Origin of the sequence: Micromonospora sp. NPDC049559 (assembly GCF_040676675.1) — a bacterium.
Classification (GTDB): domain Bacteria; phylum Actinomycetota; class Actinomycetes; order Mycobacteriales; family Micromonosporaceae; genus JBFAPK01.
Window position 1 is genome coordinate 76,889 of the sequence record NZ_JBFAPK010000019.1, and the last position, 14,679, is coordinate 91,567.

Consider the following 14,679-nt stretch of genomic DNA (forward strand, 5'->3'; position numbering starts at 1 on the left):
AATCAACCGCTAGGTTGAATACTCCCCGTCGCTGCTGCCCGTGTCAACCGTTCTCGGGAAAGCCGCCGGCGATCAGGACGTGATCGGCGGACCGGTGCCGGAGCCGATCACACTCGCTGCGATCACCGGGCGGCGAGCTGGCGCCTCGGCTCGCGCGGGGCGCGTCGATCCTGGCGTGGCACGGGCGAACCTCGTCGCTTCTCGAGCTTGCTCAGCCGCTCGGCGGCCAGACACGCGCGAACCAGGCCGGCGCGGAGATAGCGGGCGTTCACCCCGCAGCGGACCACGTAGAACAGGATGACGTTGATCGACGTGACCGCGATCGCGTACACGAGGACGTCCCGGAGGATCTCGTGGTAGATCAGCAGTCCGATCGTCCAGCAGGCCACTCCGTAGAAGGCCGCGGTGCCGGCCCAACTGTTGAGCGCCCGGGCGCCAGGAACGTCGGGCCGGGCCGGGTTTCCCGCCTCCCTGGGTACGGTGGTCAGCCCGGCGGCGGCGGCCCGGGTCAGCGCGGTCCGGGCGAAGCCGGCGCAGGCCAGGTTGCACAGGAAGGTCGCGGTGATGCCGATGGCCGTGCAGATCGGCCACCAGTCGCGGTCGATCAGGGTGGGGATCAGGGTGAGCACGGCGGGTACCAGCGTCATGGCGCGCATCGCGACCTCGGCGATCACCGCGCGCGCCTGGAGGGCGCGGTCCACCCCGACGGCGACCAGCGGGGTGAGGCCGGCGAAGAGGTTCTGGTAGTACTTGGCGCCGGCGAACGCGAAGCTCAGACACACCAGCCGGGCCGGCAGGCTGCCCTGCGGGTCCGGCAACGGATAGTCGCCCGCCCGCAGGTCGTCCACGAACGGTAGCCGGTCCTCGCTGGAGCCGGTGACGCGCTGGAGCAGCTCGATCGCCCGGTTGTCCCAGCCCAGGCCGACGTCGCGCAGCCACCACATGGTGATCCCGGCGGCGGCCACGAAGAACGCGTAGGCGCCGGCCATCGCCCACCAGTGCAGCCAGCCGAGGTGCGCCGGCAGGCGGGTCCGGTTGCCCTGGGAGTCGTGCTCGCGGCGGAACTCCCACAGCCTGCGCTGCTCCGCGGGCGCCCCGGAGAGCGGGCGGAACAGCTCGCGCAGGTGCATGTACCAGGGGGAGTGGGGATGGGTCAGGCTGGCTTTGCGGGTGGCGCGGATCGCCGCGATCTCCCCGGTGAAGAAGGTCTTCAACTGCGGGTAGACCGGCTTGGCGGGCTCCGGTTCGAAGACGATCAGCCGCCGGGCCGGGTCGTTGTCGATCAGATCCTCCAGGAACCGGGCGAGCAGTGGCGCCTCGGAGTAGAAGTCGTCCGGGACGGTGCCGTCGACGGGGCTGGCGGTGCCGGCGAAGTTGATCAGCAGTTGCCCGAGCGAGTACAGGTCGGCCCGGTGCAGGTCGGCGCGGTCCGAACGCACCTCCGGGGCGACGTACTGGGCGCCGCCCGCACGCCCCGGGATCCGCTGCGTGTGCAGGTAGTTCGGGCCGAGGTCGATCAGTCGCAGGACTATCCGGTCGCCGCGGTCGACGACCAGGATGTTGGACATCGACAGGTCTCCGTGCTGCTGTCCGCGTCGCTCCAGCTCCTCCAGCGCGGAGAGCAGCTCGGTGCCCAACTCCTCCAGCGGTCCGAGCCGCAACCCGAGATTGGGCCGCTCGGCCGCCAAGCGCTTCCGGACGTACGCGTCGAGCTGGTCCCCGTGGACCAGATCCATCAGGATCCAGCTGTCGCTGCTGGCCCAGACCCGGATCAGGTGTTCCAACTCGCCGGTCTCGGCACCGTAGGTCCGCTGGTAGTCGACCGTGGCCCGGGCGATCGCCGGGATCCGCAGGTAGGGGTGCACGAGGCACTTCAGCGCGAACTCGCCGCGGTGCCCGTGCGTCAGCACGGTGCTTCCGACGAGGATGAACGACGTGGTCCCGTGCCGGTGGAAACGGAGACTGGCCGGGTCGATGGCCCGCCACTCCCGCTCGGCGTTCGTCTGCTGAGCCGGGCTGCCGAGGTTCGGCAGGTCGGTGGGGAACTTGCCCGGCGTGTAGATCGCGTGGATCGCCCGCTGTACCGCCGGGTCGGCGACCAGCCGTTGGCAGTCCGCGGCGCAGTCGTGCCCGTCGGTCCCGACGCCCGTGCGGTTGTTCTCCGAATACCTGAGGCAGATGAGCGTGAGCATCAGCAGGCCGAGGTTGCCGGAGAGCGCGCCGGCGGCCCGGTCCGGGCCGTGCCACCAGGTACGCAGGTCGGCGATCAGCCGGTCGGGATGCACCTCGAACCGGTCCTGGAAGGTACCGGCGTCCAGCGGCAGGTCCGCCAGCGCGGCGCGCCAGTCCTCAGTCGTCCACCTCGACAGCACCGCCGACCGACCCCGACGGCTGGACAGCTGTCGGCATTCGCGGAGGAGTTCCCGGACGCGGGATACCGAACGAACGGGAGCCATAGTCTCTTCTCACGAAGGTGAACCGGGGTATGGCCTGTACCCCGCCGGACTGGGCCATGCCCGGGTCGATGCCCTCGATCGCGCAACACATCAGCTCGTAGCCGCCCCGTGCCCCGGTCAGGATCGGGCCGAGTCGCGTCTCGTGCCGCTTCACCTCGGCCATCCAGGGCAGCGGCGCCAGATCCAGCACGTACGGCGCCTCGCCGGGTTCGCGCATCCTGGCCTGCAACCGGCGACGATCCGTCCGGTACCGCCGGACCGCCGCCAGATACCCGCTACCGAGGCCGCGCTGGAGCCGTTCCAGGTGCCAGTAGGTGAAGTAGTGCATGGGGCCGAACCGCATCCTGGGCGGTTGGATCGGTCTCGTGCTCAGGGACAGCACGTGCGTGCAGCCGTCGTCCAGGGCGAGTTGGAAGGGGTGCGCCGTCAACACGCCACCGTCCACCGCGCGGAAGTCCCGGAAGTGGGTCGTACCCCGGATCGCCACCGGCAGCCACATGCTCGCCCGCAGCGCGGCCATCACCTCCGCCACGGACTCGAACTTGGCGACCGTCACGGTGCGGAGCTCGTCGACGTTGGTGATCGAGATGTGCAGCGGTACCGGCGAGACGAGCAGCCCGGGCACGTCCAGCGGCTTGACCTCGCTGATCACCTTGTCCAGCGCGTAGTCGAGATTGAGGATGTTTCCGGTCAGCAGCCGGCGGAAGTTGACGAACTCGGGGGTACTCAGGTCGTCGAAATAGATCGACAGCGGGTACCAGGTGTTGCCGCCGATGTAGTACGCGCTGTTGATCGCGCCGGAGGAGGTGCCGTAGATCGCGTCGAAGGCGGTGAAAGGTAGCCCGCAATCCTCGAGCGCGGCCAGCATCGCGGCCGAGACGACGCCGCGTATCCCACCGCCCTCGACCGCCAGTCCGACCTTGTATCCGTCGCGTCGCTGACCCGGCGGATCGGGTCTCTCCCGGCGGGACCGGAGCACCTCCAGCACGGGGTGCGACCGGCTCCAGTACTCGCTATCCATCCGCTCCCTCGGCATTGGTCGAGATTCAACGATGCTATTGAGTCGACGACCCGAAGTCACGCCCGGCCGGACCGGTGTCGGCGACCGGTCACCTTGATTCGGGCGACCCGGAATTTCCAACGAAATCGGGTGGGGCGCGGAACGGCGGCTCGATCGGCCGGCCGGTTCACCGCTGTGAGAAAGACCCGGTTCGCCGCTGTGAGAAAGATCTGGACCGGGGCGTTCGGTCGGACCGGCCGGGTAGCGTGCGTCGCGGCGAGCCCGGCCCGCGTGCTCGCGACGCGATCCAGACCTCTCCCGGAGAGCCGCCATGCCATCCACCGCCCCCGTCCCGGTCGAGTACGGCCACGTCGAGTCCGCGCAGGTCAACTGGGACGAACTCGACGCCTTCGGCATGCTGCACCACAGCCGGTACGCGACGCTGCTGGAGCGGGCACTCGCCGCGTACTGGATCCGGCGCGGCTACGCGGTGGACTCCGTCGAGGAGGCGCCGGACTCGTTCCACGTGGTCCGGGAACTGCTGGTCACGTACCACCTGCCGATCCGGCGGGCCGGCGAGCGACTGGTGCACTTCTGGCTCAACAGCGTCGGCCGGACCAGCGCCGAGTACGGTTTCCGCATCCTCTCGGCCGACGGTGCGACCGTGCACGCCGAGGGACGGCGGGTGATCGTCCGCCTCGACCCGGCGACGCTGCGTCCGGCGCCCTGGACCGACGGCATCCGCCCGGAGCTGGAGAAGCTCCTCGGCCCCGCCGCCGCCGGGTCCTGATCAGGCCACGGCCCTGCTCCGGCGGCGAGGTGCGGCCAGGTTGCCCGCCGCCGGGTCCTGATCGGGCCACGGCCCGGCTCCGGCGGCGAGGTGTGACTAGGCTCCGGACATGCGGAGGATCGCGCTGCTCGTGGCGGTACTGCTGACCGGACTCGTGAGCGGGTGCACGGGCGGGCCGGTCACCCTGCCGAAGACGACGCCCACCCGGCCGGTGCCGGTCGACATCGTGGTCTACCTGAGCACGGGCCTCACCGACCAGCAGCGGGAGGCCGTCGGGGCGGGGCTGCGCGAGCTGCCGGGCGTCGACGCCGTGACGTTCGTCGACCGGGCGGAGACGTACCGGCGGTTCCGGGAGGCGTTCAAGGACCGGCCCGACCTGCTCGACCAGGTGCGCCCCGAGAGCCTGCCCGAGTCGTACTGGTGCCGCCTGCCCGACGGTGCCGGCGCCGAGCCGGTCATGGCCCAGGCGCGCCAGCTGCCCGGCGTACAGGAGGTCAAGCAGTTGCCGGTGGCGACGCCGGCTCCGCCGTCGCCGGGCCGCTGAGGGGCGGCCGGGCCGGGAGACGGGTGGCGGCGGCCGGATCCGCGACCGGCGGCGACGGACGCACACCGGTCAGGCCCACCGCCAGCCCGGCGGCGACCACCAGTACGCCCGCCGCCTGGCCCGGATCCGGCCAGCGTCCGGCCTGGACCGCCGCCGTGACCAGCGTGGCCACCGGCATCAGCCCGACGATCATGCCGGCCCGCTCGACGCCGAGCCGCCGCAGCCCGGTGAACCAGGCCAGGAACGCCACCACCGTCATCATCAGCGCCAGGTAGCCGAGCGTGACCGCCTCGGTCGCCGTCGGTACGCGCCAGCGGGGAACCTCGCCGGCCGGTACCGCGGCGAGCAGCAGCAGCGGTACGGCCAGCGCGCAGCTGTAGGCGGCGACGCGTACCGCCCCGAGGCGGGGCAGGACGGCGGCGGCGAGCAGCGAGAAGAGCACCTCGCCGGCGAGCGCGCCGAGCGAGGCGAGCAGCCCGGTCCCGTCCGCCCGCCCGGTGCCCTGGACCAGGGCGGTACCGGCGACCACCACCGCCGCCGCGGCGACGATGCGGTACGTGGGGCGGACCCCGCGCGCCAGCGGCGCGATCAGCGCCAGCCCGAGCGGGGCCGCGCCGATGACGGTACCGACGACGGCCGCGTCGGCGTGCGGCAGCGCGACGAGGATGCACGCGTTGAACGCGGCCAGCCCGGTCGCCGCCAGCGCCGTGAGGATGCCCCACTCGCGCGCGGTCGGCCGGGCGGGTCCCGGGGCGCGGCGGGCGATCAGCAGCAGCACGGCGGCGGCCGCGGCGTACCGCAGCGCCTGACCGGTCAGGGTGGGATAGCCGAGCAGCAACTGGCTCAGCGACACGGAGCTGCCGACGATCGCCATGCCGAAAACGCAGAGGAGGACGCTGACCTTCATGGGGTCCGACGCTAGGGTGCCAGTGGTCCCCGTGACAGGGCCACTCGACGTCCGTAATGGAGGACCAAATGTTGGAGACGCTCGTCGAACTGGACCGGGCCCGCGCCGGCTTGGCCGGCCAACTCACCACGGCGCTACGGGACGCCATCGCCGAGGGCCGGCTGGCGCCCGGCACCCGGCTGCCGTCGAGCCGCGCGCTCGCCGCCGACCTGGGACTCTCCCGGGGCGTGGTGGTCGAGGCGTACGAGCAACTGGTCGCCGAGGGGCGACTCCTCTCCCGCCGGGGAGCCGGTACCGTCGTGGCCCCCGCCCTGGTGCTCCGGGAACCTCCGTCGGAGGACTCCCGCGGCTACCCGACCCCCTGCCATGGCAGCGGGATCAGGCCGATGCGGCCGGGCGTGCCCGATCCCGCGATGTTTCCGCGCGGCGCCTGGCGGCGGGCGTACGAGCGGGCGCTCGGCGCGATGACCGACGCCGACCTCGACTACGGCGACCCCGCCGGCGCCCGCCGGCTCCGCACCGAGCTGGCCAGCTACCTGGGACGGGTCCGGGCGGCCCGCGTCGACGCCGGGGCGCTGGTGGTCACCACCGGCGCGGCACAGGCGTTCGCGCTGCTCGCCGCCGCGCTGCGGGACGCCGGGATCACCGAGGTCGGCTTCGAGGATCCGGGCAGTCACGGGGTACGCGGCCACCTGGAGACTCACGGCCTGCGCCTGGTACCGGTGCCGGTGGACCGCGACGGGCTGGACGTCGCCGCCCTGGCCCGTACCGGGGTGCGGGCGGTCTTCGTCACGCCGGCCCACCAGTTTCCGTCGGGCGTGGTGCTGGCGCCGGCCCGGCGGTCCGCCCTGGTCGAGTGGGCCCGGCGCACCGGCGGGCTGATCCTGGAGGACGACTACGACGCCGAGTTCCGCTACGACCGCGATCCGGTCGGCTGCCTCCAGGGCATCGCCCCGGACGCGGTCGCCTACGTCGGCTCGGTCAGCAAGGCGCTCGCCCCGGCGCTGCGGCTCGGCTGGCTCGCCGTACCGGGGAAGTGGCGGGCGGCGGTGGAGGCGCGCAAGACCTGGGCCGACCTCGGCGGGCCGGTGCTGGAGCAGTTGGCGTTCGCGGAGCTGCTGGCCGGCGGCGCGTACGACCGGCACCTGCGCCGGGCCCGGTCGGAGCACCGGCGGCGGCGCGACGCGCTGGTCGCCGCCCTCGACCGGCACCTGCCCGGGCTGCGGGTCACCGGGGTCGCGGCCGGGCTGCACCTGGTGGTCGAGCTGCCGCCGGAGTTCGACGACGTGGCGGTCGTGGCGCGGGCGGCGGAGGCCGGGCTCGCCCCGCTGCCGCTCTCCCGGACCCGGCTCACCGCCGGCGGTCGGCCGGGGCTGGTGCTCGGGTATGCGGCCACCTCGCCCGGCGAGATCGACCGCGCGGTGGCGCTGCTCGCCGCGGTTCTGGGTTCGGGCCGCTCCAACGGCTGAGCGGCGCCCAGCCCACCGGACGCCGCCGTCGCTTCGCCAAGCTGAGCTGGAAGGCGAAGAAGCGCTTTACGAGGGCAAAATGGAAGAGCTGTCGGTCGAACTGGAAGAGCTGTGGAAAGAGAGCGGTGCCGAAGGTGGGAGGAAGTCTTTGGGCGGCGAGCATCGGCGGTGACTGGGACAACCTCAAGACGGCGGGTCGGTTCTGGCGCGACCGGTCGCACGATACGGCCGCGAGAGGGTGGAACGGCTTCTGTAGCAGGCTGAACAGCTGGACCCGAGGCCTGTCGCGCAGCTCGTGGGGCCGAGTGTCGTACCGACGGCGCTGGCAATGGTGAAATCCGGAGTGTCGTGGAAGAAGCCGCTCGTCATCGGGCTCGTGCTGCTCTATACGGCCATTCGTCTGCCCGAAGTCGTGTCAGAGGGCGGCTGGCGGGCATGGATCGGAGTACCGGTCTCCATCGCGCTGCTCTGGTATTTCGTCGTCGAGGTTCGGGCTGCTCTCCGCGGACGTCGTGGTCGCGCCGCCGACGCTGACCGTGCGGAAGACCCGAGGTGACGTTGCCAGGCGACCGGCGGCCGGGGAGGGCTTCACCGCGACCGGATGTCCACGCCGCAGGGGGGCTCACGGGGGCTGAGCGAGCGGGTCGAGACGCCCAGGCACGTGGCTGCCCGCATTGGGATAGGTTGTGCCCGTGAGTGACGCGCGCGAACAGACGGGTGGCCCGACCGCCGGAGCGGACCGTGACCTGGCGGCGGAGCCGCTGCGGGTCGGGGTGCTGGGGGCCCGGGGCCGGATGGGCATCGAGGTCTGCAAGGCCGTCGACGCGGCCGACGACCTCGAACTGGTGGCCATGGTGGACCAGGGCGACTGGCTCTTCAACGCCTCCGACGCCGGAGCCGAGGTGGTCGTCGACTTCACCAACCCCGACGTGGTGATGGACAACCTGCACTGGTGCATCGACCAGGGCATCAACGTGGTCGTCGGCACGAGCGGCTTCAACGAGCAGCGCCTGGAGCGGGTCCGCACCTGGCTGTCGCACAAGCCGGGCGTGGGCGTGGTGATCGCCCCCAACTTCGGCATCGGCGCGGTGCTGATGATGCAGTTCGCCGCGCGGGCCGCCCGCTTCTTCGAGTCCGTCGAGATCATCGAGCAGCACCACCCGGGCAAGCTCGACGCGCCGAGCGGCACCGCCACCCACACGGCCCGCGTGATCGCGGAGGCCCGGGCCGCCGCCGGCCGCGGCGCCGGCCCCGACGCCACCAAGGACGAGGTACCGGGCGCGCGCGGCGCCGAGATCGACGGCGTACGGGTGCACTCGGTACGTGCCGCCGGGCTGGTCGCGCACCAGGAGGTCCTCTTCGGTACGACCGGCGAGACGCTCACCATCCGGCACGACTCGTACGACCGGGCGTCGTTCATGCCCGGCGTGCTGCTCGCGGTCCGTTCCGTGGTCGGGCGCCCCGGCCTCACCGTCGGCCTGGACGCCCTGCTCGACTGAGCCGGGACGCCGGGCCCCCGGCGACGGGTCACCGCGTCCGGCACCCGGCCCCGGCGGCTCGGGTACCGGTCCGCGCGGCGGGCGGCGGGCGGCACCACGACGATGGGCGTCTGCCGCCCCCGTGGGCCCCGCCCGGTGCGGGAGCCGTGGTCCCCGCGCGGACCGGTCCGGTCACCGGCCGGCCGTGGCGCGGCGCCGCAGCGCGAGCGTGACGAGCGCGCCGAGCAGCATGCCGGCGGCGGCCAGCAGCACGGCGGTGCGACCACCGTCGGCGATCGCCGCACGGAGCCGGTCGTCCGCGAGCCCGGCGGTACCGGCGTTGGCGATCGCGACCAGCACGGCGAGGCCGAGGGCGTTGCCGAGGTTCAGCGTGGTCGACGCCATGCCCGACGCGACGCCCTGCTCCTCCGGCGCGACGCCGGTCGCCGCGGCGATCCACATGGCGGTCCAGACGACGCCCTGACCCAGGCCGGAGATGACCAGTCCCGGTACGGCCGCGAGGTAGCCGGCGTCCTCGGCGAAGGCCGGGGCGAGGACGACCGTGCCGAACGCGCCGACCACGAAACCGGCCAGCAGCGTCGTCCGGGTCCCGAACCTGGTGGTCAGCCGTTCGCCGAGCTGGGTGCCCGTCGCGATCGCGACCGAGGGTACGAGGAAGGCGAGGCCGGTCTGTAGCGCGTCGAACCCGTGCACGGTCTGCAGGAGCACGGTGAGGAAGTACGGCAGCGCGCCGAACGTACCCAGGTAGAGGAACGTGACCGTGACGCCGACCCCGAGGCTCCGGTTGGCGAGCAGCCGGGGCGGCATCAGCGGATCCCGGCTCCGCGCCTCGACGAGCGCGAACGCCAGCAGCAGCACCACGGCACCGCAGGCCGCCCCGATCACCGCCGGCGCGGTCCAACCCAGTTCGGGCCCCTGGACGAGCGCGAAGACGAGCAGGGTCGAGCCACCGGTCACCGTCAGCGCGCCGGGCAGGTCGAACCGGCGGTGCGCGGGCCGGGGCCGGTCGCGCGGGATGACCGCCAGCGCCCCGAGCGCGACGAGCCCGGCCAGGGGCACGTTGACGAAGAAGACGGCCGGCCAGCCGAACGCCTGGGTGAGCAGGCCGCCGAGCAGCGCGCCCAGCGTCAGCCCGCTGGCGCCCGCGCCGCCCCAGACCGCGAGCGCCCGGTTGCGTCGGGGCCCCTCCGGGAAGAGCGTGTTGATCAGCGAGAGCGTGGCGGGGAGGAGCAGCGCGCCGCCGATCCCCTGTATGGCCCGCGCGCCGACGATGACGACCTGGTCGCGGGCGAGTCCGCCGCCGAGGGACGAGAGCGCGTAGACGGTGAGGGCGAGCACGAACATCCGGCGCCGGCCGAGCAGGTCGGCGGCGCGCCCGCCGAGCAGGAGGAACCCGCCGGCGAACACCACGTAGGCGCTGACCACCCACTGCTGGGTCTGTTGGGAGAACCCGAGGTCGGTGCCGATCTCGGGTAGCGCGACGTAGACGATGTTCAGGTCGAGCGAGAAGATCAGTTGCGCCAGCGCCAGCAGGAGCAGGCTCCAGCCGAGCCGGGGCGGTGCTTCCCGATCCACAGTGGCCGGTAGGGAGGTTGTGGTCGTCACTCGACGTCCCTTCGTGCGTGGTCGTGCCGGGCGGGGCCGGTGACCGGACGAGATAGTACGCATAAACGCGTACAGTTCACGGGTACGTCAACATACGTACGGTCGTCCGGGCTGGGAAGCCGCTGTCGGATAGTTCACACGTACGCGTACGGAGGTACGATCTGAGGCATGATCGCGCAGCATCCCGAGCCGCATCAGATCCGGCTGGAGAACGTCCTCACCGCGCTGGGTAACCCGACCCGGATGCAGATCCTGCGGGTGCTGGCCGGCGGCGGCGAGCAATCCTGCGGCAGCATCCTGCCGGGGGTGTCGAAGTCGACGCTGACCCGGCACTGGCGGGTGCTGCGCGACAGCGGCGTGATCTGGCAGCGCCCCTACGGGCGGGAGAACCTGCTGTCGCTGCGCCGGGAGGACCTGGACGCGCGCTTTCCGGGGCTGCTCGACGCGCTGATCGCCGCCGCCGGGAGCGAGGCCGGCGAGGGGGACGCCGCCGGGAGCGAGGTCGGTGAGGGGGAGCCCGTCGGGGCGTGACGCCACACGGGGCGTGCGCCGCCCTGCCGCCCCGGCGATCTAGGGCAAATCCGTGTCAGTTGATCTCTAATCACGACGATTTGCCCTAGATCGACGCGTGGGGGAGCGGTGCCGGTCAGAACGGGGAGAGGTAGACCTCGGTTCGCGAGTCGTCGGTCTTGTCCGGCCGGCCGTGCGGCAGTCGGATCTGCCCCTGCGAGCGACCCGGGGCGTACCGGTTGTCGGCGGCGGTGCGGTTCGGGCCGGTGCCGCCGAGGATCTGCCCGAGCGAGTCGCGGAAGATCGCCTGTGCCTTCGGGGCCTGGAGCGCGTCCGGGTACTCCGAGTCGACCGCGAACGTGATCGTCGTCCCCGGACCGGGGGAGGCGGCCTGGGTGCGGATCTCGCTGGCGCCCAGCCGCGCCACCGGAATCAGCTCGTTCTCCGGCGGCAGCCAGGTCGCGCCGGCGATTTCCACGAGCAGGCTGGCGGCGCCCGGACGGTCGACGTACACGTCACCGCCGATGCCGACCTGCTGCCCGGGCAGCACCACCCCGATTTCGCGGGCGACCGCGGGGCTGCCGGCGTCCAGGTCGGTGATCGCCTTACCCGATCCGTCCGTGATCCGGATGGTGACCTTCGTCTTGACCGCCGCGCGATCCCGGCTGGTGTTCTCGACGACGATTCCGTACGTGACCATTTCCTTGCCGGCGCCGTCCCAGATGGAGGAGAGTCCCTGCTCCACCATTCGGATGCTGCCGCCGTCCGGCGCCACGACGGCCGGGGGCGGGGTGGTGGTGAGCGCGTCCGGTTGGGCTGCCGTGTCCGAGCCGCAGGCCGCGCTGCCCAGGAGCGCCGCGAGTGTCGACGCCAGCACGATTGGTGGCGTCAATGTTTTGGCCTTCCGATAGCGTTTCCGGTCGGCGTCGCGGCGTGATCGCGGCAACTGCTCGAACGGCGCGCTGGAATCCCCGTGCCCAATTCCCATTTTCCGTCTCCTACACCGGCGCTGTGCGGATGGACGTCACGATTACGGGTACCTGGAATCAGGTCGCATTGGTGCCCTTACGGCACCTCGTTTGCCGGCGCGGTAAATGATATCGGACCCTGTCAAATTCGGACGTATTCGCAGCATGCGGGCCGGATCATTCCCGATAGCCACACCCTGGTACTGGTCGGTAACACCCGAAAGAACCGCCCACACCCCACCCGAACTCACCCCACCCGGAACGCACCTACCCGGAACGTACCCCGCCCGAACGCGCCCCGCTCGGCGAGCACGTCAGCGAAGGGGGCACCCGCCCACCGTCACGAAGTCACCGCCGCCGCGAAGCGGAACCGAGCTGGACGGAGCCACGCCCCAAGAAAAGGTGGGGCCACCGTGCCCGGCGAAGACATCAAACCTGACGGGATTCGCCGGGCATGGTGGCCCCACCCCACACCTTGCGTCAGGCCGCCGGCAGGTTCACGTGCAGCCGCAGCTGCGGTACGAGCATGTCCTCGACGTCCAGCGCCCGCGCCGCGCCGTCCGGCTCCCAGCCGGCGCTGCCCAGGAACTTGCGGGTCGCCGCGTCGCCGTCGAAGGCCCAGGCGACCGAGGCGGTGAACCCGTCGGAGCGCCACAGGTCGACGCTGGCCGCGAGCAGCCGGCTGCCGTGGCCACGCCGCCCCCAGCGCGGCTCCACCAGCAGGTCGGTGACGGCCGCCACCTCCGGGCCCAGTCCGTCGGCCGGCTCGTTCGGGGCGAGGGCCTGCTCGTCGGCCGGTCCGGAAGCCGCAAAACCCACCAGATACGATTGTTCGGCCTGCTCGACGGCGACCAGCACCCGGTGCCGCTCGGACGGTGGCGTCTCGATCGCGGCGCTCCACCGCCGGCCGAACCACGCTTCGTCCAGACTGTCGAGCACGTGGCGGGGTAGGAGCCGGCGGTACGCGACACGCCAGGTCGCGAGCTGGATGCGGGCGATCTCGGCGGCGTCGGACGGACGCGCCGGGCGGACGTACCCCAGAGCCATGGTTGGGAAGAGTACGGGCCGAGGGGAGCGACGATGGCGGTGGGTGGCTCGCGGCGCACCCGGTACCAGGCGCTCTTCGTCCTGGCGCTCGCCGTGGCGGTGGCGGGCTTCCTCGCGGTCGCCGCGGTGCGGCACGGCTTCTTCGATCTCAAGGTCTACTACGGCGCGATCCGCTACTGGGCCCGCGACGGCGGCGAGATCTACGACTACCTCAAGCCCAACAGCAAGTACGGCTACACGTACCCGCCGTTCGCGGCGCTGGCGATGCTGCCGATGGCGTACCTGCCCTGGCTGGCGGCGATCGTGCTGCACGTCGCCGCGACCGTGGTGGTGAGCGCCCTGCTGATCTGGTGGCTGGTCGACCCGATCTCCCGGCGGATGGGCTGGACCCGCTGGTTCGCGTTCGCCGTCGCGCTCTGCCTCGCGGCGGCCTTCGAACCGATGCGGGAGACGGTCAACTTCGGCCAGGTCAACATGCTGCTGCTGGTCCTGGTCGTGGCCGACCTGTTCTGGTTGGTCGGGCCGCTCCCGCTCGGCTGGCGCGGCCCGGCGAGGCCGTCCTGGTACTCCGAGGACGCCTGGTATCGCCGCCTCGGCGGGATCGGGATCGGGCTGGCCACGGCGATCAAGCTGACCCCGGGCATCTTCATCGTCTACCTGCTGGTCACCCGGCGCTGGCGGGCCGCGTTCGTGGCGAGCGCCAGCGCCGCCGCGGCCACCCTCCTCGCCGCCGCGGTCGCCCCGGACGCCTCGCGCGAGTACTGGCTCGACGCGCTCCTGAACACCGACCGGGTCGGCTCGCTGGCGTTCATCTCCAACCAGTCCCTGCAGGGGGTGGTGGCGCGACTCGACCCGGCCGAGCCCAGCAGGGCGCTCTGGCTGGTACTGGTCGTGGCGACGCTGGCGGTCTGGTTCTGGCGGGTACGGGCGGCGGCCCGGGCCGGCGACTGGGCCACCGGGATGGCGCTCACCGCCGTGGTTGGCTGCCTGGTCAGCCCGGTGACCTGGGTGCACCACCTGGTCTGGCTGATCCCGGCGCTGGTGCTGGTGCTCGACAACGCCTACCGGGCACCGGCCGGCAGCCGCCGGCGGCGCTGGCTGCTCGGCTTCGCCGTGTTCGGGTACGGGATGCTGATCAGCCGGTTCGTCTGGATCTGGGAGCACGGCTCACCGGGGGTGAGCGGCTTCCTCGGCAGCAACTTCTACGTGTGGATCAGCATCGCCCTGCTGCTGGTGCTGCCGATCCGCCCCGCCGAGCCGGTCGAGGGTTCCGACGTACCGGAGCTCGACCAGCCCGAGCGGCGACCGTCCCCCCGTCCGCTGGAGTTCGTACGTTGACCGCTCGCCGTCGGTGACCAGCCCGGCCCGCTCGAAGAAGCGGCGGGCCCGGGCGTTCTCCGCGAGCACCCAGAGCCGCAGCTCGGTCCAGTCCCGCCCGGCCAACCCGGCCAGCGCGGCGTCGAGCAGCCGCCGGCCGACGCCGGTGTCCCAGTGCGCCGGGTCGACGTAGAGGGAGAGGATCTCGGCGTACCGGTGGTCGAGGTCGTCGGAGTCCTGGTCGACCCGGTACGGGCCGAAGGTGACGAATCCCCGCACCTCTTCGTCGTGCTCGGCGATCAGGGTGGTGAACGGGTGCTCCGGGTCGGCCGTGCCGACGTCGCGCCGGCGCTGGGCCCAGGCCGCCACGTTGAGCCGGGCCAGCACCTCCTCGGGCATGATCCCGGCGTATCCGGCCTGCCAGGCCCGGATGTGCACCGCCGCGATCGGCTCGGCGTCCTCGGGTCGCTCCGGGCGGATCTCCATACCGGCAGTCTCGGTCCCACCGGCGGTCGAGTCCAGCCGGACGCGCCCCACGACTTTCCCGCCGATCATGGACTTGTGGTC

13 protein-coding genes and 1 pseudogene are annotated in these 14,679 nt (G+C 72.3%); 7 read left to right on the top strand and 7 right to left on the bottom strand.

The annotated features are described in order from the left end of the window. Nucleotides 1–122 precede the first annotated feature (122 nt). Nucleotides 123–2,372 carry a serine/threonine-protein kinase gene (locus tag AB0J86_RS20990; RefSeq protein WP_363859241.1) on the bottom strand — a complete coding sequence of 750 codons (2,250 nt, stop codon included), beginning with the start codon at nt 2,370–2,372 and terminating at the stop codon, nt 123–125. Beyond that, entirely contained in the window at nt 2,350–3,477 is a 1,128-nt protein-coding gene (locus AB0J86_RS20995) for a patatin-like phospholipase family protein (RefSeq protein WP_363859242.1), read from the bottom strand. Before AB0J86_RS20995 ends, AB0J86_RS20990 begins: the two co-directional genes overlap by 23 nt. Before the next feature lie 310 nt (nt 3,478–3,787). Here AB0J86_RS20995 and AB0J86_RS21000 point away from each other — a divergent pair, with 310 nt between their 5' ends. Next, nucleotides 3,788–4,246: a hotdog domain-containing protein gene (locus AB0J86_RS21000; protein ID WP_363859243.1), complete on the top strand. Its 459-nt coding sequence runs from the start codon at nt 3,788–3,790 to the stop codon at nt 4,244–4,246. Nucleotides 4,247–4,355: 109 nt separating this feature from the next. Continuing rightward, complete coding sequence (locus AB0J86_RS21005; protein ID WP_363859244.1) at nt 4,356–4,790, top strand: permease-like cell division protein FtsX; 435 nt, start codon at nt 4,356–4,358, stop codon at nt 4,788–4,790. Here the strand turns inward: AB0J86_RS21005 and AB0J86_RS21010 are convergent. Then, on the bottom strand, nt 4,741–5,697 hold the full coding sequence (locus AB0J86_RS21010; RefSeq protein ID WP_363859245.1) for a DMT family transporter: 957 nt from the start codon (nt 5,695–5,697) through the stop codon (nt 4,741–4,743). The genes AB0J86_RS21005 and AB0J86_RS21010 overlap by 50 nt on opposite strands. Before the next feature lie 68 nt (nt 5,698–5,765). On the opposite strand from AB0J86_RS21010, the gene AB0J86_RS21015 reads away from it, so the two are divergent. The 3 genes from AB0J86_RS21015 (at nt 5,766) to dapB (ending at nt 8,665) form a co-directional block, all read left to right on the top strand. Continuing rightward, entirely contained in the window at nt 5,766–7,166 is a 1,401-nt protein-coding gene (locus AB0J86_RS21015; RefSeq protein ID WP_363859246.1) for a PLP-dependent aminotransferase family protein, read from the top strand. Between the two features lie 343 nt (nt 7,167–7,509). After that, nucleotides 7,510–7,722, top strand: coding sequence for a hypothetical protein (locus AB0J86_RS21020; protein ID WP_363859247.1), 213 nt, complete (start codon nt 7,510–7,512; stop codon nt 7,720–7,722). 190 nt (nt 7,723–7,912) lie between these two features. Further along, on the top strand, nt 7,913–8,665 hold the full coding sequence (gene dapB, locus AB0J86_RS21025; protein WP_363859307.1) for a 4-hydroxy-tetrahydrodipicolinate reductase: 753 nt from the start codon (nt 7,913–7,915) through the stop codon (nt 8,663–8,665). 171 nt (nt 8,666–8,836) lie between these two features. Here dapB and AB0J86_RS21030 read toward each other — a convergent pair whose 3' ends face one another. After that, nucleotides 8,837–10,270: an MFS transporter gene (locus tag AB0J86_RS21030; RefSeq protein ID WP_363859248.1), complete on the bottom strand. Its 1,434-nt coding sequence runs from the start codon at nt 10,268–10,270 to the stop codon at nt 8,837–8,839. Between the two features lie 168 nt (nt 10,271–10,438). Here AB0J86_RS21030 and AB0J86_RS21035 point away from each other — a divergent pair, with 168 nt between their 5' ends. Further along, nucleotides 10,439–10,801 carry a helix-turn-helix transcriptional regulator gene (locus AB0J86_RS21035; protein WP_363859249.1) on the top strand — a complete coding sequence of 121 codons (363 nt, stop codon included), beginning with the start codon at nt 10,439–10,441 and terminating at the stop codon, nt 10,799–10,801. Nucleotides 10,802–10,916: 115 nt separating this feature from the next. On the opposite strand, the gene AB0J86_RS21040 is transcribed toward AB0J86_RS21035, so the two are convergent. Further along, nucleotides 10,917–11,657, bottom strand: a complete 741-nt coding sequence (locus tag AB0J86_RS21040) for a hypothetical protein (RefSeq protein WP_363859250.1) — start codon at nt 11,655–11,657, stop codon at nt 10,917–10,919. Nucleotides 11,658–12,228: 571 nt separating this feature from the next. Further along, nucleotides 12,229–12,795 (bottom strand): GNAT family N-acetyltransferase, encoded by a 567-nt coding sequence (locus AB0J86_RS21045; protein WP_363859251.1) that lies wholly within the window; start codon nt 12,793–12,795, stop codon nt 12,229–12,231. A gap of 33 nt (nt 12,796–12,828) precedes the next feature. Here AB0J86_RS21045 and AB0J86_RS21050 point away from each other — a divergent pair, with 33 nt between their 5' ends. After that, the gene (locus AB0J86_RS21050; protein ID WP_363859252.1) at nt 12,829–14,133 is read left to right on the top strand and encodes a glycosyltransferase 87 family protein; all 1,305 of its coding nucleotides are present in this window, start codon (nt 12,829–12,831) and stop codon (nt 14,131–14,133) included. A 30-nt stretch (nt 14,134–14,163) separates the two neighbouring features. On the opposite strand, the pseudogene AB0J86_RS21055 reads toward AB0J86_RS21050, so the two are convergent. Further along, nucleotides 14,164–14,667 (bottom strand): annotated as a pseudogene (locus tag AB0J86_RS21055) (GNAT family N-acetyltransferase); the annotation flags it as partial. Nucleotides 14,668–14,679 lie beyond the last annotated feature (12 nt).